The organism is Pseudomonas sp. 29, from assembly GCF_002754355.1.
GTDB lineage: Bacteria > Pseudomonadota > Gammaproteobacteria > Pseudomonadales > Pseudomonadaceae > Aquipseudomonas > Aquipseudomonas neuropathica.
Genome location: NZ_PEEY01000001.1, coordinates 3,247,876 through 3,269,314 on the forward strand (window position 1 = coordinate 3,247,876; position 21,439 = coordinate 3,269,314).

Here is a 21,439-nt window from a genome sequence, read left to right on the forward strand (position 1 = left end):
GTCAGTGATGACTAGCGGCCGTTTTTGTTTCTGCTAACGGTTTCGAAATATTCTGCGCTTCAGATCCGAATCAGCTTTGTTCTCGCGAGAGCATGAAGTCTGAGCTGCATTTCTCTCCGTCGAACCATTCATCCCAAGTTGGTTGTTTGAGAGATTTAACAGGGTCGCTCTCGAGGTTCGCTGCTGAGTCTTCTGCTTTCGGGATTTGCCCGTCCTCGCGTGAGTCTGCTGTCTTCATCTGACTTCCTTTTCCTGATCGTGCGTGGACGTGAAGCGGAAAAAATTACTCGGACTTGGGTTCGGTGTCTTCAACCGACTTGCCATAAGCATCCAGCGCAATCCCGAAATCGGTGATGAACTGCGGTTCGTTCAGCCAGGCCTGGGCCTCTTCGATCGTTACGCCTTCAGCCCACATGCGGTAGTCGATCAGCATGTCGGCGGCCAGGTGGGTGGCGGCCATGCCTTCGTTGTCGGCGTTTTCCATGTCGAGCAGTTCTGGATGGTCAACGATGATGAACGCCAGTTCGCGCAGCAGGGTCAGCAGCATCTCATTGCGGCTGACGGCTTCGGCGTCGCGCATTTTGCTGAACATCGCCAGGGTGTATTCCGGGATCGGCTCGGCGAGGTGGTCGAGGTCTTCGTCCTGTTCCAGCGGCTTGCGGCCGACCATACGGATTTGCTTGGCTTTGGCCTTGGCGCGTTTGGCGCGTTTCTGTTGCTTGTTCAGGGATGCCATGGGAACTCAGTTCTTCTGTTGGGTTTGCGCGGCGATCGCGTCGGACGCCGCCACATAGTCGGCCTGGAAGGCCGGGGATTCGATCCACGCCAGCGCGCCGGCCTCGTCGGTTTCCTGCGACCACTGGCGATACTCGATCAGCGCGGCGAGGATGAAATCCATCGCGCCTTCTTCGCCTTCCTGCTCGTAGACCAATTCCAGCAGCGGGTCTTCGAGGAACGCGGTGCACAGCGCTTGCTGGCTGATCTTCTCGGCGTCGATCATTTTCTTGAACAGCTCGGTCAGGTCCACCGATTCGAAGTCGATGCGATCATCGTTCGGGTCCAGCTCGACCGGCGCTTCGGCGCGTTTGGTACGGTTCTGTTTGGCCTTGGCTTTGGCCCGGGTGGCGCGTTTTTGCTGCTTGTTGGCGGAGGCCATGATGTGTTCCGTCGTGCGTTGAGAGGGGCTCAGCTGCGTGGCACTTGCCGCCCGGGAGTATCGGGGGCCAGTTCTCCGGTTTGCAGCCAGGTCAGAGCGATGGGCCATAGTGTGGCTTGGTATGCGCTGCGAAAAAAGGCGAAATGTCCGACTTGTTGTTCGTTGATGTCCTGCGGTTCGATGCGCAAGTGGGTTTTCGTAGCGTTACTGAGGTAGTCGAGCAGGCGTTCGATGGCAGGAAGGGTGCCGTAGGGATCGTCGCTGATGCTGATCGCCAGTGTCTGTGCGCGGACGTTGGCGAAGGGCAGGGCGCCGCTCTTTTTCATCAACGCGCGACCACTGGGGCGCTGTTCGTAACGCGCTGCAGGCGTGCTCCAGTCGCGCACTACACCGGCCGGCGTATCTTCCAGCCAGCCAAGACGTTTGCCCGGGAAGTAACCGCAGACCAGCGTCAGCAGTGGCATCAACACATGCCATTTGCCGAACATGCGCCAGCGCTGTTCGGGGGCGTAATCGCGCCAGTAGGCGAACTGCGCACCGACGGTGACCAGCCGTCGGATAACCTTTCCCGACTCACCGAGGCCCGCGGCGCAGCCACCAAAACTGTGGCCGACCACATCGATCGGCTGACCGGGAAATTGCCGTTGTGCGCGTTTGAGCATCGCCTCGAAATCCAGCGCGCCCCAGTCTGTCCACGAGGCCTCAAGGCCTTTCATTGAGTCGGGTCGAGATTCGCCGATGCCACGGTAGTCGAAGATGATCACGTCGAAACCATTGGCGAACAGATAGGCCGCGAAACGCGAGTAATGGCGACAGCGCACGGACGTGGCGGCGTTGATGATCACCACCGGGCGCTGAAGGTCGGGCAGGGCATGGCGCCAGGTGAAACCGCCAAGGACAAAACCGTCGGCGGCTGTTTCCTTGAAGGCTTCATTTTGCAGCTCGGCGGCCAATAGCGGCTTGCGCTGCACAGCTGGCAATGGAGGCGTGTCCTGAAAACTCATGGCGCTCGACCTTCGCGGGTAGCTGGCAACAATAGTCTCAGTGCATCCAGCGGACAATCCGCAGCGCTTATTCAGTGGACTCGGTGAGCAAGCGTTCCTCGATCAATGCTTGCTCTCTTTGCAGCTCCGCTCGCAGTTCTTCCACACTTGGCAGCACCGTTTTATAGCTGCTGGCAAACAGTTGCTCACTGCCTTTGAGTATTGAGTAGCGCGCGACGGCCTCGTTGTCCTGTGAGCACAGAATGATCCCGACAGTGGGTTTGTCGCCTTCACTGCGCTTGAGTTCGTCGTACATGCGCACGTACATGTCCATCTGTCCGACATCACGTGCACTGAGCTGGCCGCGTTTGAGATCGATGATCACGAAGCATTTGAGCAAGTAGTTGTAAAACACCAGATCGATGTACAGATCCGAGCCACCGGCGCTGATGCGTTGTTGTCGAGCGACAAAGGAAAACCCTTTGCCCAGTTCAAGCAGAAAGCTCTGCAGGTGATCGATGAGCGCTTGTTCAAGTCCGGTTTCGTTGACCTTGCCCGGAGACGGCAAGCCTAGAAACTCGAGAATCACGGGGTCGCGGATGAACTCTCGGGGATTGCAGTTCATCGCTGCGATGTTGGTGGTAGCTTCCTCGATCACGCCGGCCTTGTCCTGGCTCATCAGCAGGCGTTCGTAGTAGAGCGTATTGATCTGGCGATCCAGAGCGCGGCTGGACCAGTTGAGGGTGGCGCACTCATCCATGTACCACTGGCGAGCCTTGTCACTTTCAACCCGCAGGAGCCTGCGATAGTGCGTCCAGCTCAATTCGGGACGCAGTGCGTCTCGAATTGGGAAGGTCTGATAGAAAAGGCGCATCTTGCGCAGGTTGGTCTCATCAAATCCCTTCCCGAATTGAACCGTCAGATCCTTCGCCAGTATGGCCAGCAACTGCTTGCCATACCCCGCTCGCCGGGCGCCGTCCTGTTCAAACTCAACAATATGCCGGCCAATCTGCCAGCAGGTCTGAACCTGAATCGTATCGACCACTCGCAGCACTTTTTGCCGTGCCTGACGGATCAGTTCGCCAAGATCGCCCAGCAATGAATCGATTTTCGGGTCTTGCAGGTCAGCAGGTTTCAGCTGGCTCATCGAATTTTCCGCATCATTGAAAACAGAAGCGTCAGCATGCCGAGAACCGCTTGCGAAGGATGTCGGCCGAGCCTTGGAAGCGAGCAGGAAGACGGGATGGGTGTTGCAGGAAGTTGCTGGCGAAGAGCGCTTTTGGTGGTTTCGGTCTGTAGTCCATTTCGCACGGGCCCCGAGCGATTAATCACGGGTGCCAGGCGCGGAGGTCGCGTTTGATTGTGCGCACAATCGCGGCCCTCACGCTTTATGGTCAGAAGGATGTTGGAATTGAAAGGGATTTTGCGTTTTGGCTCCGTGGCGAGCCTTGTTGCGCTGTTGGCCGGTTGTGGAACGATGACGGGGCGCTTGAGTGGCGCCTCGCCAGAGCCTTACTACAAGGGGGTCGACGGTAATTTACGCCTGCTCGGCGTGAGGGATGACGACGGCAAGCCAACAGCGGTGATCTGTTATGTCACGATCGTTTGCCCTTTGATAACTGTCGTATCGCTACCGGTAGATGCCGCCGTGGATACCGTTCTGTTGCCCATCGACTACGTCAATACGCTCTGAAACCGCTCACCTGATTATCGTCGTATGCGCTTGCCTTTGGGCTTCTCCGCCGGCTCCTGCACTTTGCGATAAATCCATAGGCCGAACACCCCGGCAGCCAGCAGAAACACGGTTCCTAGGCTTTGCGAGACAAACTCGATCCAGAACCGTCGTGGTTGCACAGCCAGGTGATAAGTGTGCTTGGGGCCGCGGTTGGTGGTGGTGATGGCGCCGCTGATCCAGCTGTCGATCAATATGTAGATCGATGCACAGAGGGCGAAGGCAATCAGTACGCCGACGAGCACGGTCAGCCAGAAGGTTGTCCGGCTCTGGCGATACGGCGGCGGATGGGGCAGGGGAGTGCGGGTTCTTTTCTGATTCATGAAGTGTTACTGCAAACGTCCTTTTGCGCTCAGGAAACGGCTGGTTCTTGATGTTGCTCAGTCAGGTTTTGCCGTCCGTCAGAGGGTCGCCCGGCGAGGTGTGCGCTTTCGGCAATCACCTTGAGGATCTCGATCACTCCCGGAGTCAGCGCAGTGCCAAGGCAGATGCGCACACCCGTGGTTGCATGCCCGTCGGCGAAGAAGATGCCGTTGCCGGCCACGTGGCAGCCGCGTTCGCTGGCTAAATCCTGCAATGCCGACATGTCGGTGTGTAGCGGCAGTTCAATCCAATGGATGAACCCTCCACGCGGTGGCACGTATACGGTGCCCGCAGGGAAATCCGTACGCACCAGCGCTTCGACAAAACTGGCCAGCGAAGACAGTTGCGAGCGGAGTCTGGCGCAGTGCTCTTCCATGTAGCCGCGCCCGATAAATTCGTTGAGGACATTTTGCGCAAGGCTGGAAACCGCCAGATTGCGCGAAAACATTTGCGCCAGAATGGCATTGCGGTACTTGCCAGCCAGACACCAGCCGACGCGATAACCCGGCGCGATGGTCTTGGAGAACGACGAGCAGTAAATCGTCTGCCCGCTGGTGTCGTAGCTCTTGATGGCGCGGGGGCGATCGCCTTCCGGCACCAGGTCGAAGAAGATGTCGTCCTCGATAATCGGCACGTCCGCTTCGCGCGCGATCTGTGACAGCCGTGCGCGAGTCTCGTCGGGCATGATGAAACCTCGCGGGTTCTGCAGGGTTGGGTTGAGAAAGATCACCGCGACCTTTTTCAGCTTCAACGCTTCTTCGAGGTGATCGACATCGAGACCGAGTTTGCCGTGCGTGCGGATGGGCAAGGCGCGCATGCCCAGACGTTCGATGGTCTGCAGGATGCCGTAATAAGTCGGCGTTTCGATGGCGACCGTAGCGCCTTTCGATGCGACTGCTTCCAGGGCCAGTTCCAGGGCAATGGTGTCGCCCGACGTCACCAGAATATCGTCCGGCCCGCAGACCACGCCGCGGGTCAGCATAAGCCCGGCGATGCGTCGTCGCAGTGCCGGCAGACCGGGCGGTGCGACCAGTCCGGTCAGCGAGTTGTCAGCTTTGCCAGCCAATACCGACAGGCACTTGTTGAGCAGCACGTTGGGTGTCAGGTCGCTGTGCAACACCGCTGAATTCAACGACGCGGTGGTGCGCGAGGCCGCTTGGGAGAGCATCGCGACCACCGCATGATTGACGTTGACGGTGACACTGGAGAAGTCAAAACCCCTGGCGGGTTTTGCTTGTCCGGAGGCTGAGACGAAGTAGCCGATGCGTGGTTTGGTCGAAACGTAAGCATCGGCTTCCAGATCCGCCAACGCGCGCTGAACGGTGGTGATGCTGGTTTCAAACATTCGCGCCAGCGTACGGATCGAGGGCAGTTTCGCTTCGGCTGCCCATTCACCGCTGTCGATCTGACGAATAATCCAGTCCTTGACTATCCGCCAGCGCTTGTCCGGTAGATCAAACCTGTCCATAAGTTCTCTGTGATGTTTCGAAACAATTCAGAGAAAGTAGAGCAAAACGATCCCCGTTGCAGCAACTATGACGATGTTGAGCGCAACCAGGCCGAAGGCGAATCGGATCAGGTTGTTTTCTTCATGCCGATTGGCGCCCGCCAGCCCGGTGATCAGCGACAGGATCGACAGCGACCCCAGTGCGCCATGCCCGGCGGCACTGTTGACCATCGCGGCCAGCCAGGCACCGTGTTCGCTGCTCAGCGCAGCAATGGACGGCATGACGAGGGTGTTGCCGCCGACGTTGGAACCGGTGACGTAACCGGCAAGCCCCGCCAGCACTGCGATGGTTGGCGCCAGGGAAATCCCCGACAACGATTGCAGTGTGCGCTGTGCTTCGACGAGGAAACCGGCGTTGACCATCACCTGCGAAAGCAGCAGGAACAGGAAAATCGTCGTGACCGGAAATTTCGCCCGGTTGAACAGCGCTCGCCACGGGAAACCTGCGGCGGCGCTTTGCTTGATTGCCATCAACAGCGTAACGATCAATAGCGCGAGCCCCGGGGAGGCCAATGGCTTCCACGAAACATGCTCGCCTTTGATGATCCATAGCCCATCCCAGCCCGACAGGACGAACAGCCCGCGTGACGCAACGATTACCCCCAGCAAGGCCAGATAGGGCCAGGCTGCGTTCGGCCAGCGCACCAGTTTCTTCCGTTGTGCATAAGAGATCCCCAGGCCGACGCAAGCCACCGCCAGACCGGCCAGCACACCGGAGACTTCCGGGCCGATCCACAGGTTGATGGAAAACAGCACCGCGACGAACAGCGCCGTCACCACGATCAGTCCAAGCCACGGCGAAACCGTGCGGATGCCACCCTGCCACAGAGCAATCGCCGCCAGGCAGAGGAACACTGGCGCACTGATCAGCGCCGAATGACTGCCAAGGGTTTGTGCCGGCAAGTGCGCCAACAGCGCGCCGATCACGGTGGCCAGACCCAGTGTGCCCCAAGGCATGATGACCATCCCGGCGAGGGCGATTTTCATCCCCGACTGGCGGGTGAACAGCCCCATCAGCAATGGCACGGTTGCGATCAGCGAAACGCCGAAACCGGTCATCGCTTCAAGCAGCGGTGCGAGGCCCAGCACGATGAAGATGACTTGCGCCGGCGGTGTCCAGCCGAGTTCTTTGACCCAGGCGCCGATGGCCTGCGGCGCACCACCGCGCTCGACCAGGATGACGAAGGCCAGCCCCGGGACAATCACGCACGCCGTGCTGAGAAACAGGATGGTGGTGTCCTGAAAGATCGCCGTGCTGATCGCCGCCGACACAGGCCCGGCTGCGCCCAAGGCCCACAGCACGAGCACCAGCACTACGCCGGCCAGTGCCGCTTGCACTGGCGGTCGGCGGACGATCAGGATCAACGCGATCACCAGCGCGATCGGTGACATTTGCAACAAGAGAGAACTCATACCCGGTTTTCCTTAACTTAATCGTGAGTCTGCCCGCTGTACTCGGTCGCCCGCATGGACGCCCGCTCACAAAAAGTCTGATACCACTCGGTCAGGCGTGCTTGAGCGGAAAAGTCCGAGAGTTGGCGAAAGGCGATCCAGTCGAGCGCGGTCGCCAGGGCAATGTGGCCGAGGGTGATCGGGCCATTGAGGTCGACGTGTTCCTCGATGAAGCGGTAAGCCTCCTTGAGTTTGAACGCCTGACCGTCGGCGTAGGCCGGATAGCGCAAGGCCTCGGGGCGGCGCTCGACTTCCCAGCGCAGCTTGATGCCGACATCGCACATGCCCTGCGCCAATGCTTGCAGGCGCAGCGCCTTGTAGCGCTCAGGGCCGTTTGCCGGGATGAGTTTTGGCCCGTCACTCAGGTCGTCGAGGTATTCACAGATCACGATGGAATCGAACAGCGCCGTGTCGTCAGGCAGGATCAGCACCGGCACTTTGCCCAGCGGATTGGCCTTGTAGATGGTCTCGTTTGGCGACGTCGGGCTGGTCTCGTGATGGATCACTTCCAGGCTCGACGCGATGCCCAGTTCGTGAGCCAGCACCAGCACCTTGCGGGCGTAGGGTGAATGTGTCTGGTAGAAAAGCTTCATGCTGAAGTCCCTGTCTCAAGGATGGCAGTGGCTGCTCGATGGGCGTCCATGAACAGACGCGAAGGCGCGCCCGCCGAGGTGACGTAGTGGTTGTAGTAGCAAGAACCTTCGGCGAGCGGGCCGAGTACCCAAATGTTGCGCACCGGTTCGCCAGCGCTCGATTTCGGGTGGCACGCGGCGTCGACATCGATGCCGTCGATGCCCGGTTCGTCGGTTCTCGGGCGGATCAGGCCCAGCCGCGCCAGATCACGCACCGGCGCGCAGTCGCTGTTGCTCACGCCGCTGCTCTGGACATAACCGGCGACGCGTTTGAAGTCGTTGATCGCAGGACGTGAGCCGGGCTTGAGGAATGTCAGCAGACCGGCGTCACACAGGGCGAGCAGGTCGGCGTGGCGCTCTTTTTGCGGGCCCGCAACGAGGCGGTTGATCGCCTTGTGCCAACGGCCATAGAACTGCCGATGCGACGCGTCGGTCAGCCCGTCGAAATCGACGGCCTCACGCAGGCGGTCACGCAGATCGCGCCAGACTTCGATGGCGGCTTTGATCGCCGATCCTCCGCGCCCCAGTCGCGATTCGTGCAAATCGGCTTCGAGGGTGTCGTAGATCCAGGCGTGATAGTTGTAGGTCTGCACGTCGTCCGGCAGTGCATGCCAGATCAGCGCTTGCGGATCGATCGAGCCGCTGGTCGCTTCGTACTCACGCAGTAACGTCTCACAGGCGACAACCCCGGGTTCGCCAGCAACGCTAACGGCCCTGAGTCGCTCCAGCACCTGCTCTGGCGCTGATGGGCTGTGTACGACGGCGACGGCCGCCGCCCGCATCTCCAGCAGCATCAGCGGCAGGATGTCCTGCTCGAAGTCCAACTGTCGGTTATTGCTGCTTGCCCGCAGGGATTCGATGCGCGCACTCGTCAGCAGTACGGCGCGATGGCGCGGGCATTCAATCAGACCGTTGGGCCGGGTGCGAAACGGCAGCCCGTCCCGCGACTGGATAAAAATCACCGGCTCCTGGCCCGAAGGCTGATAGGCGTGACTGCCGTCGGCCATGCGCTTGTAGCGACCGCCCCTGCCGGAGGTCAGCGCCGCCAGGGTATCCATCGCGCCCAGCCCGAGCCCTTCGACCAGCACGGTTTCGCCGGGCTCGATGGTGGCGAGGCTGCCGGGCAGCGGATAGACATCATCAACGCGGTTGCGATCCGCCGAGCGCAGGCGACCGGTATGGCCGACCGTCAGAATCAGCCGGTCCACGGTGACCGCAGCCCCCGAAGCGGTCTGCAGCAGGTATTGCTGACCGGCGTTGCTCTCGACTGCGGTGACGGCCTGCTGATGCAGGTTCACGCTCACCCAGTGCGGTGCCGTCGCGAGGATTTGCGCGAAGGCATCCGCCAGATAGGCGCCGAGCAAATGGCGTGGCAGGAAGTCCTGCGGCTCAACGTCACGGCCGTCGGCGGCGAGCAGTCCGCTGTCCGCGTCGACCTTGATGCGCTGCTCGTGGCACCACGTCAGGAAATCCGCGCCCGGCCGTTCCCGCGCATCCGCCAGGTCTCCGAATGCCGCTGCGTCGGGAAAAACTCCGAGCTGGCCTGCGACGGTGTTGAGCAACAGATAGTCCGGTTGATCCGGCCAATGCGCGCCGCTTCCGAGCACGTTCGGATCGAAAATATCGATGACGACTGGCTGCTCCGCAAGCGTTTCAGCAAGGCTCAACAGGCGTTCGAAAATCGACAGCCCGCGTGAGCCGCAGCCCACCAGGCCGATGTGCAGAGGCGCCTTCACCATCTGCGCTCCTCCCCGAAGAAGGATGGGATGGCGACCGCCGAACCGTCCTTGACCGCGATGTCGTGGATCATCCGGCCAATTGCCAGATCGAGGATGCCCATGCCGAACGGCGAATAAATCAGCGGCTTGTCCGTGGCAACCTGCAGGTCGCCGCGAATCAATTGCCCGACGGTGCCGGTAACGAAATCACGATGACCGTATTTTTGCTCGGCCAGATGCGGCGAGGTATTGGCTTTCAGGCAATGGGTCACGTCGTCGAAGTAGTTGTAACTTTCTTCGATGATCTCGGCGCCGATATCCCGCAGCGAGATGTTCAGCACGATCTGTCCCGGGCGGAAGGTGCCGCTGCCGTTGACGTAGGGTTCGCCGGCACTGGTGGCGAACACCACGATGTCGGCGCTCAGTGCCTCGTCCAGCGACAACAGCTGTACATCCGGCACCCCGAGCTGTTTGCCGAAGGACGACAGCGCTTGCGCTGACTCTGCGTTGAGGTCGTGAATACCCACGCTGTCGAACGACCAGTCATCGGCGATGAACGTCTCAAGGATGTTCCGCGAAATCACCCCGCCGCCAATGATCGAGAGTTTCTGTGCGCTCTTGCTCTGGCCATTCAGCCACCAGGCTCCGAGCACCGCCGACGCTGCGGTGCGCACGGCACTGATCAGCGCGCCTTCAAGCAGCGCGTAGGGATAGCCGGTGTCCGGATCGTTGAGGATCAGCACCGCCGAAGCGCGCGGGATGCCCGACTTGATGTTGTCGGGATAGCTGGCAATCCACTTGATCCCGGAGACGGACTGATCGCCCTCGCTGTCGACGATCGCCGCTGGCAAGGCAATGATCCGGTTCGCCGGTTGCGCCGGAAAACGCAGGAAGTAGCTATCCGGGTTAACGGTTTCGCCGCGCTCGTGGGTCAGGTAGGTCTGGGCAACCATGTCGATGGTTTCGTGACGCAGCCCGTTGAGGATGTCCTTGACGACGGCGCCTGGGATGACATGGAACGGTTGAATCGAGTTGTGTGTAGTCATGGGGATTACGCCGAGAGTGCCAGAGCGATTTCTGGAAAGAGTGATTGCAAAGCGCTTGCGCCGATTCGCTGGGTGACCCAGTCATCGCAGTAGATGGTTTCGAGGTAGCGCTCACCCATGTCGGGGGAGATCGCCACGACGACATCGTCAGGACGGATGTGCGGCGCCCATTGCTGGATGCCCGCCAGGACAGTGCCGGTGGAGCCACCAAAAAGCAGGCCGTAGCGTTGCGCCAGCCAGCGGCAGACCTTGATCGTCTGTTCCTCGGCGATCGATACGAAGTCGTGAATCCCCGACGGCTCGAAGATCTCTGGCAGACGGCTGGTACCCAGCCCCGGGATATGCCGCGTACCGCCCGGCAGACCGAAGGTCACCGAGCCGACCGTATCGACGGCAATCACTTTGGTGTGCGGATGGTGTTCGGCGAAGTAGTTCTTGCAGCCCATCAAAGTACCGGTGGTACCGGCGCCGACGAACAAGTAGTCCACGTGTGGAAACTTATGGGCGATGGACTTCGCGGTCGCTTGATAGTGAGCGAGGGGGTTGGTCGGGTTTTTGTATTGATTGAGCCAGATGTAGTCGGAGTTCCCTGCGACCAGTTGCTCGATCAAACGGATACGCGAACTCAGGTAGCCGCCGTTTTCGTCACGCTGATCGACCATGATCATTTCGGCGCCCAGTGCCTGCATGAGTTTTCTGTTCGGCGCAGAAATGTTCGGGTCGATCACACAGACAAACTTGTAGCCCTTGGCGGCGCAGACCATGGCCAGCGCGACCCCCAGATTCCCCGAGGAAGACTCGACCAGGCGAGTCTTATGGTGAATCCGGCCCTGGTTTTCCAGATCCGTGATCAGGGCGTGTGCGGTTTTGAGCTTGATCGATCCGGCAGGATTCAGTCCTTCGATTTTCAGCTGGATCGTTGCGCTGCACAGATCGCCAATCTGCACATAACTGTCTTCATTGATAAGTTGCTTGATCATACGTCGTCCGTTTCGCTCTTTTGCCGGGCGCACAGGGGCGCCAGCATTCATCCTGGAATGTTTGAAAAGCAGTAAATGCAGTTCGCCTGTTGGGTTTGTTTTTAGATTTTTTAGCTGGACAGGAAGTGACCTTGCGGTGGACGCCGATCTATTCAAAAAATCAGGTTTTGCGCTCTGAGGGCTTCAGAGGCCCAGAGTGTTGCGGGGCGCAAAGTAGAGCCAGTCATTGGCTCGCCAAGGCTTGGAGGAATACTGGCGAATTTTCCTACATGGGGAGAGATACAGATTTTGGGTATTTTTCAGTACAGGCGGGTTTGAGGTGTATCGAGAGGAGGGCGTTGCGGGGCGGACAGATAGGCGTGATCAAATCGCAGGCATAAAAAAACCCTGAATCTTGCGATTCAGGGTTTTCGGTATTTGGTGCCCAGAGACGGAATCGAACCGCCGACACGGGGATTTTCAATCCCCTGCTCTACCGACTGAGCTATCTGGGCAACGGGGCGCATTAAAAGGGTTTTTCGGATTTACGTCAACGACTTTTTTAAAATTTCTTAAATTAATTCCGTCGCTTACGATCCGGCCCCCGATTTTGCAGGGTTTACTCAGCAGGCGGAACGTAGCCTTCGGCCTTGGCGTATTCCTCACCGGAGAAGTACTTGTCCATTTCGCCCTGAAGATATTTGCGGTCTTCGGCGTTCATCATGTTCAGACGCTTTTCGTTGATCAGCAGGGTTTGGTGTTTCTGCCAGTCAGCCCAGGCCTTGGCCGAGACGTGGTCAAAAATATCCTGACCTTTGGCGCCCGGGAAAGGGGCGCGGTCCAGCGCGGGCAATTCTTCTTTGTACTTGCGGCACATTACGGTGCGGGTCATGGCGACTCTCCTGCATTCAAGACGACGGCCGCGCGTTCGAGCAAGGTTTTGACCGGGGCGGCGAGGCCCAGGCGCGGCGGGGTGGCGAGGTTATACCAGAGCCAGTCGGCCTCGGCCACGTGATGGGCGGCCTCCTGCACCTGAACCAGCCAGGGTTCGATGGACAGCTGGAAATGGCTGAACGTGTGAACGAGGTTCGGCAGCGCCTGCTGCTCGCCCATGGTCAGCGAGTGCTGATCGGCGAGATGTTGCAGGTCATCTAGGTCGTCGAGTTCCGGCAGGCTCCACAGACCGCCCCACAAACCGCTCGAGGGGCGACGGTAGAGCAGAATCGCGCCGTCGCCGTTGGCGAGCATCGGCATCAGCGTGCGCTTCTGCGGAATGGCTTTGCGCGGCTTGGGAATCGGGTAGCGGGTTTCCAGGCCGAGCATGTGCGCTTCGCAGCCACGTTCCAGCGGACACAGCAGGCAGCTCGGTTTGCTACGCGTGCACAGTGTGGCGCCGAGATCCATCATCGCCTGGGTGTAGGCGTTGACCCGATCCTGCGGCGTAAAGCGTTCAGCGGTGGCCCACAGTTGTTTGGCGACCTTCGGTTCGCCGGGGTAGCCCTCTTGCGCGGTAAAGCGTGCCAGCACGCGTTTGACGTTGCCGTCGAGGATCGGCGCGCGCAGGCCCATGCTGATGCTCGCGATGGCGCCGGCAGTGGACAGACCAATGCCTGGTAGATCGGTAAGCTTTTCAACGTCACGCGGAAACTCGCCAGCGTATTGGCTGACGACGATCTTCGCAGTCTTCTGCAAATTGCGCGCGCGGGTGTAGTAACCCAGCCCGGTCCACAGGTGCAGCACTTCGTCTTCCGGTGCTTCTGCCAGCGCTTCGACCGTCGGCAGCGCGGCCATGAAACGGTCGAAATAGTTGAGCACGGTGCTGACCTGGGTCTGCTGCAACATGATCTCCGACACCCACACCCGATACGGGTTGATGTTCTGCTGCCAAGGCAGATCGTGGCGGCCGTGGCGGTCGAACCAATCCAGCACCGCCGTGGAAAATTGCTCCGCTCTCATCGCTTGAACAGCCCCTTCAATGCGTTTTTCAGTTCCGGGCTGACCTTGTCACCGAGTTTTTCGTCGATTTTTTCGCTGAGCTTGTCGCCGGCCAGTTTAGTTGCGACCTGACCGAGGCGATCGTTGTCGACACGGCAGGCCTTGGCGCCCAATTCCAGCGGGCCACGGCAGCGCAGTGGCCATTCGATGCCGACGAATTTTTCGCCGACCTGACAAGCCGGATCCGGCATGGCGCTGGTGTCGCCCTCGACGATGATGCCGACGCGATAGTCCATGCCGAGCACGCGCAAGTCGATGTCGCCGTCACCGTTGACGGTCATGCCGGGGATGCGCACTTTCAGGTCCGGGTTGCTGGCGATGCCGTTGCGGAAGGTCAGGTTGCCCTTGAGTTCCTGGAATGGCGTGTCTTTACCGCGTGGTTCGCCGCTGAGGGTTTTGCGGTTAAGCGTGGCGATGCCTTTGCACAGTTGCTGTTCAAGATTGGCGTTGAGCAGCACGCCGTTGTTGATCACGAAGCTGGCGTTGCCGTTAAGCGTATCGATCAGTGCCTGCTGGCTGTTGCCGCTGCCAGTGACATTGCTGGTGAGGGTTACCAGGCCTTTGACGGGCGGGTTCTTGCCTTGGCTTTCGAGGATTTTTTCTACAGGCACGCGATTGAGCTTGGTCTGCAGGTTCAGCACAGGCGCGCTCGGGCGTACATCGAGGGTGCCATTGGCGGCGAAACCGCCGTTGTACAGTTCGCCGCTCAGGTTGGTCAGGGTCAGCAAGCCGCCTTGGCCGGTGGCTTTCAGTGCGGCGTTCTGGATCGGCAGTTTGTCGAGGGTCAGTTGGCCGAAGGTCAGATCGGCATCGACGTCGAGTTTGGCCAAGCGTTCAACCGGCAACAGGCGCTCGGTGCTCCAGGCGGTTTTGCTCGGTTTGTCCGGCAGTGGGGTAGAGCCGGCACCGGCCATGGCATCGGCTTCGGTGCTGGCGACTTCGGCCTGACGCACTTGCGTGGCGCTGTTGGCTTGTGCCGATTTCGGCGGCAGGTAGCGGTCAGCGTTGAACGTATCGGCCTTGAGAATTGCCCGCAGCGATTGTTTGGCGAAGTCTTCGACGGCGATGCGGCCGCTGAAGCTGCTGTCGTCGAGTTTCAGATTGATATTGTCGAACGCGATGCTGGTTGGCGTGGCGGCAACGCGGCTGACCAATTCGACTTTGCTCAGACTGCCCTCGGCCATGGCCGGCAGTTTCTGACCGATGCTGTCGACGAATTTCGCCAGATCGAACTGGGCGATGGAGAGCCCGCCAGTGATTTGCGGGGTCTTGTCGAGGTCATTGGCTTTCAGCTCACCCAAGGCGCGCAACTGGTTGGCAGAGATCTTGATACCGGTCCATTCGGCGACGTTCGCCGCTTTATCCAGCGATAACTGGCCCTGAGCTGCGAAGGTCATGGTCTTGCCTTGCAACGGATCGCCGGCCAGTTCGCCGGACAGCTTCATGTCTTCGAATTTGTAGCGCTGCAGTGCGCGCTCGATGCGCAGTTCGCCAGTGAGCTCGGTACGCACGCGCAGGACCGGCTGGTTGGTGCCGAGGAATGCCGTGGCTTTCACCGGAATATTCGTCGAATCGTGTACCGGGCCGGTGCTCAACTGGATGCTCTCGGCGCTGAATTGCTTGCCGGTCAGCTCGTCGTTGTATTCAACGCGGGCGTTGTTGACGGTCAGGCTGTCGATGTCGAGGCGGATCGGCTGTGGCGGTTTTTCCGGTTGGGCAGGGGCTTGTGCAGTGGCTGCGCTGGCCGGTGCCGGGCTGCCGGCAGGTGCGGCGGCTGTCGGCACCTTGCCGATGTCTTCCCAGTTGCCGTGGCCGTTTTTGTCGCGTTTCAGGCGCAGGTTCAGCCCTTCAACGCGGACATCGCTCATTTGCACTTCGCGGCGCAACAGCGGCAGCACCCGCACGGACAGGCCGAGCATCTGCAGATCGGCATACGGTTCAGTCGGATTGATCAGGGTGGCAACGCTGGCCTCGTGCAGTTCCAGGCCGAGCCACGGGAACAGGCTCCAGCCGATGTCGCCATTGAGCGTCAGCTCGATGTGGGCCTTGTCGCGGGCTATCTGGCGAATCTCGTCTTTGTAATCGTTGGGATCGAAGAGGTGGGTCAGGGCAAAACCTGCCGCCACAATGATCAGCAACAATCCGAGAAGTACCAGACCCAGGATTTTGCCGAACGCTTTCATGGGCGAGTCCTTGTAGTTAGTCGAATTCGTAATTTAGCCGGGGAGTATAGCGCTGCAATTGCCCGGTTCGGTGTGGCTTCATGTTGCCAGTACCTCCAGTGGGAGGTGTAACTTCGCTGCGATTGCCAAGGCTTCAGGATGCCCGGCAGGCGCCAGCAGACGCAGTTCAGCCCCCGCTTGCGACGCCATTTTTTGCGCTTGGTTCACCAGCCGTTCAGCAACCCCACGGCGACGGGTAACTTTTCGTACGCATAAATGGGACAAGTACCAAACGTCGTGGTGCCTCTGTAGACGCGCTGCACCGAGCAGGCGGTCGTTGAAACGCCCGGCAATAAAACTTCCCTCGGCGAGCGTGCGGTCGATCAGATTGTTTTCACCGGAAAACGGCGCAAACAGCCAGTCCGGCGCGTCGCGATAAATCTTCCGCAAATCCTCTTGATCCTGATAATTGGCGGCGTTCAGCGCTTGTACGACGATTGGCATGGCGTTTTCCTGAGTGATACGAGATCAGACGACAGAAAAAAGGTGATATCAGTTTGGTTTTTCTGTCACGTGCAAATGGTAACCTTCGCCCGTTCGTCCGTCCTTCTGCGACTTAACGTCGCGCCTTCAAGGAGCTTCACCCAAAAAAACGGTCATGCCTGCGTGCATAAAGGCCGGGGGTGAACAGTGGCTGGCGAACCATACTAATAATTGGGGGATACACAATGAGCACGAGCATCACGGCGGACGGCCTCAAAGCCGATCAGCCCGCGTTCCTGTCCAAGGAACGCATCATCGCCAAGCCCGGTTTCAACCGTTGGCTAGTCCCACCGGCCGCTCTGGCCATCCACCTGTGCATCGGCATGGCCTATGGCTTCTCGGTGTTCTGGTTGCCGCTGTCCAAGGCGCTGGGCGTCACCGCTCCGGTGGCTTGCGCACCGGACATGAGCTTCATCGCACAGGTATTTTCGTCGAACTGCGACTGGCCGATCTCGATGCTCGGCTGGATCTACACGCTGTTCTTCATCTTCCTCGGCTGCTCGGCAGCGATCTGGGGTGGCTGGCTGGAACACGCCGGGCCACGCAAGGCCGGCGTTGTATCGGCGCTGTGCTGGTGCGGCGGTCTGCTGATCTCCGCGTTGGGTATTTATACCCACCAGATCTGGCTGATGTGGCTCGGTTCGGGCGTGATCGGCGGTATCGGTCTGGGTCTGGGCTATATCTCGCCGGTCTCGACCCTGATCAAGTGGTTCCCGGACAAGCGCGGCATGGCTACCGGCATGGCAATCATGGGCTTCGGTGGCGGCGCGATGGTTGGTGCACCGCTGGCAACCGCGCTGATGAGCCACTTCGCTTCGCCAACCGGTGTCGGCGTCTGGCAGAGCTTCGTCGCCATGGCCGCGATCTACTTCGTGTTCATGATCGGTGGTGCTCTGGCTTACCGCGTTCCGCCAACCGGCTGGAAACCTGAAGGCTGGACCGCTCCGGCGAAGAAAGCCTCGAACTCGATGATCACCCACCGTCACGTGCACGTGAATGTGGCGTGGAAAACCCCGCAATTCCGTCTGGTCTGGCTGGTGCTGTGCCTGAACGTGTCTGCCGGCATCGGCATCCTCGGCATGGCTTCGCCACTGCTGCAGGAAGTGTTCGGCGGCAAACTGCTGGGGGTCGATGTGCCGTTTGGTCAGCTCGACGCCGGGCAACTGGCTTCGATCGCTGCGATTGCTGCCGGTTTCACCGGTCTGCTCAGCCTGTTCAATATCGGTGGCCGCTTCTTCTGGGCTTCGTTCTCGGACTACCTGGGCCGCAAAAACACCTACTTCGTGTTCTTCGCCCTGGGTTTTGCCCTGTACGCGCTGATCCCGAACATGGGCCATTTGGGCAATGTTGCGCTGTTCGTGGCGGCGTTCTGCATCATTCTGTCGATGTACGGCGGCGGTTTTGCCACGGTGCCGGCGTATCTGGCCGACCTGTTCGGTACGCAGATGGTCGGTGCGATCCACGGTCGTCTGCTGACCGCTTGGGCTGCGGCCGGCGTGCTCGGTCCGGTGCTGGTGAACTACCTGCGTGAGTATCAGTTGAGCATCGGCGTTGAACGCGCTGCCGCTTACGACATCACCCTGTACATCCTCGCAGGCCTGCTGGTGCTGGGTTTCCTGTGCAACCTGCTGGTGCGTCCGGTGGCTGACAAATACTTCATGACCGACGCTGAGCTGGCTGCCGAACAGGCGCTGGGTCACGACAAAGGTGCTGATGCCAGCACGGTCCTGGAGTGGAAAGCCGCCCCGGGCAGCAAGCCGCTGGCGATCGCTGCGTGGCTGGTGGTGGGTATTCCGTTGGCGTGGGGTGTGTGGGTTACCCTGCAGAAAACGGCGGTACTGTTTCACTAAGGTGTTAGCTGAATAAACACCGAACCTGTGGGAGCGAGCCTGCTCGCGAAGACGGAATATCAGTCGACATAAGTGTTGGCTGACCCACCGCATTCGCGAGCAAGCTCGCTCCCACATTTGTTTTTGCGCTGCCTGTAATGGCTTGTATGGACATGTCTACCCGCGACAGCCGGGCGTTCTATCCGTCAGCCATCTCACCTCTCGTGTTTCTGTTTGCGCCTCGCGTGCCTATAATGGCTGCCTTTTTCGCCCAATGATTTTGCGGAGCTGGTGATGGCCGAACGTAAGGCGTCTGTCGAGCGCGACACTCTGGAAACCCAGATCAAAGCCTCGATCAACCTTGATGGCACCGGAAAGGCCCGATTCGATATCGGTGTTCCTTTTCTTGAGCACATGCTGGATCAGATCGCCCGTCACGGGTTGATCGACCTGGATATTGAATGCAAGGGCGATCTGCATATCGACGACCACCATACGGTGGAAGATGTCGGTATCACCCTTGGCCAGGCGTTTGCCAAAGCCATCGGCGATAAAAAAGGCATCCGTCGCTACGGTCATGCCTACGTGCCGCTCGATGAAGCGCTGTCGCGCGTCGTCATCGACTTCTCCGGTCGTCCAGGCCTGCAGATGCACGTGCCGTACACCCGCGCCACCGTCGGCGGCTTCGACGTTGACCTGTTCCAGGAGTTCTTCCAGGGCTTCGTCAACCATGCGCTGGTCAGTCTGCACATCGACAACCTGCGTGGCACCAACACCCACCACCAGATCGAAACCGTGTTCAAGGCTTTCGGCCGCGCGCTGCGCATGGCTGTCGAGCTGGATGAGCGCATGGCCGGGCAAATGCCATCGACCAAAGGCGTTCTGTAATGCAGACGGTTGCAGTTATCGATTACGGCATGGGCAACCTGCACTCGGTGGCCAAGGCCCTCGAGCACGTCGGCGCCGGTAAAGTGCTGATCACCAGCGATGCCGCCGTGATTCGCGAAGCTGACCGCGTGGTGTTCCCCGGTGTTGGCGCGATTCGCGACTGCATGGCGGAGATCCGTCGTCTCGGTTTCGACTCACTGGTGCGTGAAGTCAGTCAGGATCGTCCGTTCCTCGGTATCTGTGTCGGCATGCAAGCGTTGCTCGACACCAGTGAAGAGAACGACGGCGTCGACTGCATCGGCCTGTTCCCGGGCGCGGTGAAGTTCTTCGGCAAAGACCTGCATGAAGACGGCGAACACCTGAAAGTCCCGCACATGGGCTGGAACGAGGTGAAGCAGAAGGTCAGCCACCCGTTGTGGCACGACATTCCGGACATGGCGCGTTTTTACTTCGTGCACAGCTACTACATCGCCGCCGCCAACGCGCGGCAGGTGGTCGGTGGCGGTCATTACGGTGTCGATTTCGCTGCGGCGCTGGCCGATGGCTCGCGCTTCGCCGTGCAGTTCCACCCGGAGAAGAGCCATACCCATGGCCTGCAATTGCTGCAGAACTTCGCTGCGTGGGACGGTCGCTGGTAAATGGCTGCCAAGAAATCCAAACCGCCGATTCTGACCCTTACTCCCGAGCAGGAGAACGAGGCCAATCGCAAGATTCAGCGGTTCATGGAAGACCGTTTCGAACTGGATCTCGGTTCGTTCGAAGCGGCGGAAATTCTTGAGCTGTTTACCCGCGAAATTGCTCCGCACTATTACAACAGGGCGATTTTCGATGTGCAGACCCACCTCAAAGAGCGGTTTGAAAGCATCGAAAGCGACCTGTGGGCGCTCGAGAAAAACTGATTTCCGAGCCAAGCTGAACATTCAAATTTGAAGGTTTGCCAGATGCTGATTATTCCCGCTATCGATCTTAAAGACGGTGCCTGCGTACGTTTGCGTCAGGGCCGCATGGAAGATTCCACGGTGTTCTCCGATGACCCGGTGAGCATGGCTGCCAAGTGGGTGGAGGGCGGTTGCCGCCGTCTGCATCTGGTCGATCTGAACGGCGCGTTCGAAGGCCAGCCAGTCAACGGCGAAGTGGTTACCGCGATCGCCAAGCGCTATCCGACCCTGCCGATCCAGATCGGCGGCGGTATCCGTTCGCTGGAAACCATCGAACACTACGTCAAGGCTGGCGTGAGCTACGTGATCATCGGCACCAAAGCCGTGAAAGATCCGGCGTTCGTCGCTGAAGCCTGCCGCGCGTTCCCGGGCAAGATCATCGTCGGTCTGGATGCCAAAGACGGTTTCGTCGCCACCGATGGCTGGGCTGAAATCAGCACCGTGCAGGTCATCGATCTGGCCAAGCAGTTTGAAGCCGACGGCGTCTCCTCGATCGTTTATACCGACATCGCCAAAGACGGCATGATGCAGGGTTGCAACGTGCCGTTCACCGCTGCGCTGGCCGCTGCCACCAAGATCCCGGTGATCGCTTCCGGCGGCATCCACAATCTGGGTGACATCAAGTCGCTGCTCGACGCCAAAGCACCAGGCATCATCGGCGCCATCACCGGCCGGGCGATTTACGAAGGCACCCTCGACGTCGCCGAAGCGCAAGCTTTCTGCGATTCGTACCAAGGCTGAGGACTGACCATGGCGCTGGCCAAACGCATCATCCCTTGCCTGGACGTGGACAACGGCCGGGTCGTCAAAGGTGTGAAGTTCGAAAACATCCGCGACGCCGGTGACCCGGTGGAAATCGCCCGTCGTTACGACGAGCAGGGTGCCGACGAGATTACTTTTCTCGATATCACCGCCAGCGTCGATGGCCGTGACACCACGCTGCATACCGTCGAGCGCATGGCCAGTCAGGTGTTCATTCCGCTGACCGTTGGCGGCGGCGTGCGCACCGTGCAGGACATTCGCAATCTGCTGAATGCCGGCGCGGACAAGGTATCGATCAACACCGCTGCCGTATTCAACCCGGAGTTCGTCGGTGAAGCGGCGCAGCATTTCGGCTCGCAGTGCATCGTTGTCGCCATCGACGCGAAGAAAGTCTCCGGCCCGGGCGAAACCCCGCGCTGGGAAATCTTCACCCACGGCGGGCGCAAGCCAACCGGCCTCGACGCGGTCGAGTGGGCGAAGAAAATGGAAGGCCTCGGTGCCGGTGAGATCCTGCTGACCAGCATGGATCAGGACGGCATGAAAAACGGTTTCGATCTCGGCGTGACCCGCGCGATCAGCGATGCGCTGGGCATCCCGGTGATCGCTTCCGGCGGCGTCGGCAATCTGCAGCACTTGGCTGACGGCATTCTCGAGGGCCATGCCAGTGCGGTGCTGGCGGCGAGTATTTTCCACTTCGGCGAATACACCGTGCAGGAAGCCAAGGCCTATATGGCCCATCGCGGGATCGTGATGCGTTAAGCGTCAAGATCGATA

Annotated in this window: 22 protein-coding genes and 1 tRNA gene; 7 read left to right on the forward strand and 16 right to left on the reverse strand. The window is 59.8% G+C overall.

Annotated features, from left to right (window positions below; genetic code table 11):
- Nucleotides 1-283 precede the first annotated feature (283 nt).
- The 4 genes from CLU80_RS15125 to CLU80_RS15140 form a co-directional block, all read right to left on the reverse strand.
- Nucleotides 284-736, reverse strand: coding sequence for a hypothetical protein (locus CLU80_RS15125; RefSeq protein ID WP_099757738.1), 453 nt, complete (start codon nt 734-736; stop codon nt 284-286).
- A 6-nt stretch (nt 737-742) separates the two neighbouring features.
- Nucleotides 743-1,156 carry a hypothetical protein gene (locus CLU80_RS15130; protein ID WP_008080543.1) on the reverse strand — a complete coding sequence of 138 codons (414 nt, stop codon included), beginning with the start codon at nt 1,154-1,156 and terminating at the stop codon, nt 743-745.
- Between the two features lie 29 nt (nt 1,157-1,185).
- Nucleotides 1,186-2,160, reverse strand: coding sequence for an alpha/beta hydrolase family protein (locus CLU80_RS15135; RefSeq protein WP_099757739.1), 975 nt, complete (start codon nt 2,158-2,160; stop codon nt 1,186-1,188).
- 67 nt (nt 2,161-2,227) lie between these two features.
- Nucleotides 2,228-3,286 carry a PDDEXK nuclease domain-containing protein gene (locus CLU80_RS15140; RefSeq protein ID WP_099757740.1) on the reverse strand — a complete coding sequence of 353 codons (1,059 nt, stop codon included), beginning with the start codon at nt 3,284-3,286 and terminating at the stop codon, nt 2,228-2,230.
- A 255-nt stretch (nt 3,287-3,541) separates the two neighbouring features.
- Between CLU80_RS15140 and CLU80_RS15145 the strand changes: the two genes are divergently transcribed.
- A complete protein-coding gene (locus tag CLU80_RS15145; protein WP_176471275.1) occupies nt 3,542-3,832 on the forward strand; it encodes a YceK/YidQ family lipoprotein in 291 nt (96 codons plus the stop codon).
- Between the two features lie 14 nt (nt 3,833-3,846).
- Here the strand turns inward: CLU80_RS15145 and CLU80_RS15150 are convergent, their stop codons facing one another.
- From CLU80_RS15150 to CLU80_RS15200, 12 genes are all read right to left on the reverse strand, one after another.
- A complete protein-coding gene (locus tag CLU80_RS15150) occupies nt 3,847-4,194 on the reverse strand; it encodes a hypothetical protein (protein WP_099757741.1) in 348 nt (115 codons plus the stop codon).
- A gap of 29 nt (nt 4,195-4,223) precedes the next feature.
- On the reverse strand, nt 4,224-5,702 hold the full coding sequence (locus CLU80_RS15155) for an aminotransferase-like domain-containing protein (protein ID WP_095047155.1): 1,479 nt from the start codon (nt 5,700-5,702) through the stop codon (nt 4,224-4,226).
- A 27-nt stretch (nt 5,703-5,729) separates the two neighbouring features.
- Complete coding sequence (locus tag CLU80_RS15160; RefSeq protein WP_099757742.1) at nt 5,730-7,154, reverse strand: L-lactate permease; 1,425 nt, start codon at nt 7,152-7,154, stop codon at nt 5,730-5,732.
- Between the two features lie 17 nt (nt 7,155-7,171).
- Entirely contained in the window at nt 7,172-7,786 is a 615-nt protein-coding gene (locus CLU80_RS15165) for a glutathione S-transferase family protein (RefSeq protein ID WP_034153023.1), read from the reverse strand.
- Nucleotides 7,783-9,564, reverse strand: coding sequence for an FAD/NAD(P)-binding protein (locus CLU80_RS15170; RefSeq protein WP_099757743.1), 1,782 nt, complete (start codon nt 9,562-9,564; stop codon nt 7,783-7,785). The genes CLU80_RS15165 and CLU80_RS15170 overlap by 4 nt, the downstream gene beginning before the upstream one ends.
- A complete protein-coding gene (gene sbnB, locus CLU80_RS30500) occupies nt 9,558-10,589 on the reverse strand; it encodes a 2,3-diaminopropionate biosynthesis protein SbnB (RefSeq protein ID WP_353616984.1) in 1,032 nt (343 codons plus the stop codon). The genes CLU80_RS15170 and sbnB overlap by 7 nt, the downstream gene beginning before the upstream one ends.
- 5 nt (nt 10,590-10,594) lie before the next feature.
- Entirely contained in the window at nt 10,595-11,569 is a 975-nt protein-coding gene (sbnA, locus tag CLU80_RS30505; protein ID WP_353616985.1) for a 2,3-diaminopropionate biosynthesis protein SbnA, read from the reverse strand.
- Nucleotides 11,570-11,987: 418 nt separating this feature from the next.
- Nucleotides 11,988-12,063 (reverse strand) — tRNA-Phe (locus CLU80_RS15180).
- 104 nt (nt 12,064-12,167) lie between these two features.
- Nucleotides 12,168-12,440, reverse strand: coding sequence for an oxidative damage protection protein (locus tag CLU80_RS15185; protein WP_016986336.1), 273 nt, complete (start codon nt 12,438-12,440; stop codon nt 12,168-12,170).
- The gene (mutY, locus tag CLU80_RS15190) at nt 12,437-13,504 is read right to left on the reverse strand and encodes an A/G-specific adenine glycosylase (protein ID WP_099757744.1); all 1,068 of its coding nucleotides are present in this window, start codon (nt 13,502-13,504) and stop codon (nt 12,437-12,439) included. Before mutY ends, CLU80_RS15185 begins: the two co-directional genes overlap by 4 nt.
- Nucleotides 13,501-15,726: an AsmA family protein gene (locus CLU80_RS15195; protein WP_099757745.1), complete on the reverse strand. Its 2,226-nt coding sequence runs from the start codon at nt 15,724-15,726 to the stop codon at nt 13,501-13,503. Before CLU80_RS15195 ends, mutY begins: the two co-directional genes overlap by 4 nt.
- A 78-nt stretch (nt 15,727-15,804) precedes the next feature.
- On the reverse strand, nt 15,805-16,209 hold the full coding sequence (locus tag CLU80_RS15200) for an acetyl-CoA sensor PanZ family protein (RefSeq protein WP_093430030.1): 405 nt from the start codon (nt 16,207-16,209) through the stop codon (nt 15,805-15,807).
- 224 nt (nt 16,210-16,433) lie between these two features.
- On the opposite strand from CLU80_RS15200, the gene CLU80_RS15205 reads away from it, so the two are divergent.
- From CLU80_RS15205 to hisF, 6 genes are all read left to right on the forward strand, one after another.
- Nucleotides 16,434-18,098 (forward strand): OFA family MFS transporter, encoded by a 1,665-nt coding sequence (locus CLU80_RS15205; RefSeq protein ID WP_099757746.1) that lies wholly within the window; start codon nt 16,434-16,436, stop codon nt 18,096-18,098.
- A 273-nt stretch (nt 18,099-18,371) separates the two neighbouring features.
- Nucleotides 18,372-18,965 (forward strand): imidazoleglycerol-phosphate dehydratase HisB, encoded by a 594-nt coding sequence (hisB, locus tag CLU80_RS15210; protein WP_007909204.1) that lies wholly within the window; start codon nt 18,372-18,374, stop codon nt 18,963-18,965.
- On the forward strand, nt 18,965-19,603 hold the full coding sequence (gene hisH, locus CLU80_RS15215) for an imidazole glycerol phosphate synthase subunit HisH (protein ID WP_007909206.1): 639 nt from the start codon (nt 18,965-18,967) through the stop codon (nt 19,601-19,603). Before hisB ends, hisH begins: the two co-directional genes overlap by 1 nt.
- On the forward strand, nt 19,604-19,864 hold the full coding sequence (locus CLU80_RS15220; protein ID WP_003220751.1) for a DUF2164 domain-containing protein: 261 nt from the start codon (nt 19,604-19,606) through the stop codon (nt 19,862-19,864).
- Between the two features lie 42 nt (nt 19,865-19,906).
- Nucleotides 19,907-20,644, forward strand: coding sequence for a 1-(5-phosphoribosyl)-5-[(5-phosphoribosylamino)methylideneamino]imidazole-4-carboxamide isomerase (gene hisA, locus CLU80_RS15225; protein ID WP_003220753.1), 738 nt, complete (start codon nt 19,907-19,909; stop codon nt 20,642-20,644).
- Between the two features lie 9 nt (nt 20,645-20,653).
- Entirely contained in the window at nt 20,654-21,424 is a 771-nt protein-coding gene (hisF, locus tag CLU80_RS15230; RefSeq protein WP_007897430.1) for an imidazole glycerol phosphate synthase subunit HisF, read from the forward strand.
- Nucleotides 21,425-21,439 lie beyond the last annotated feature (15 nt).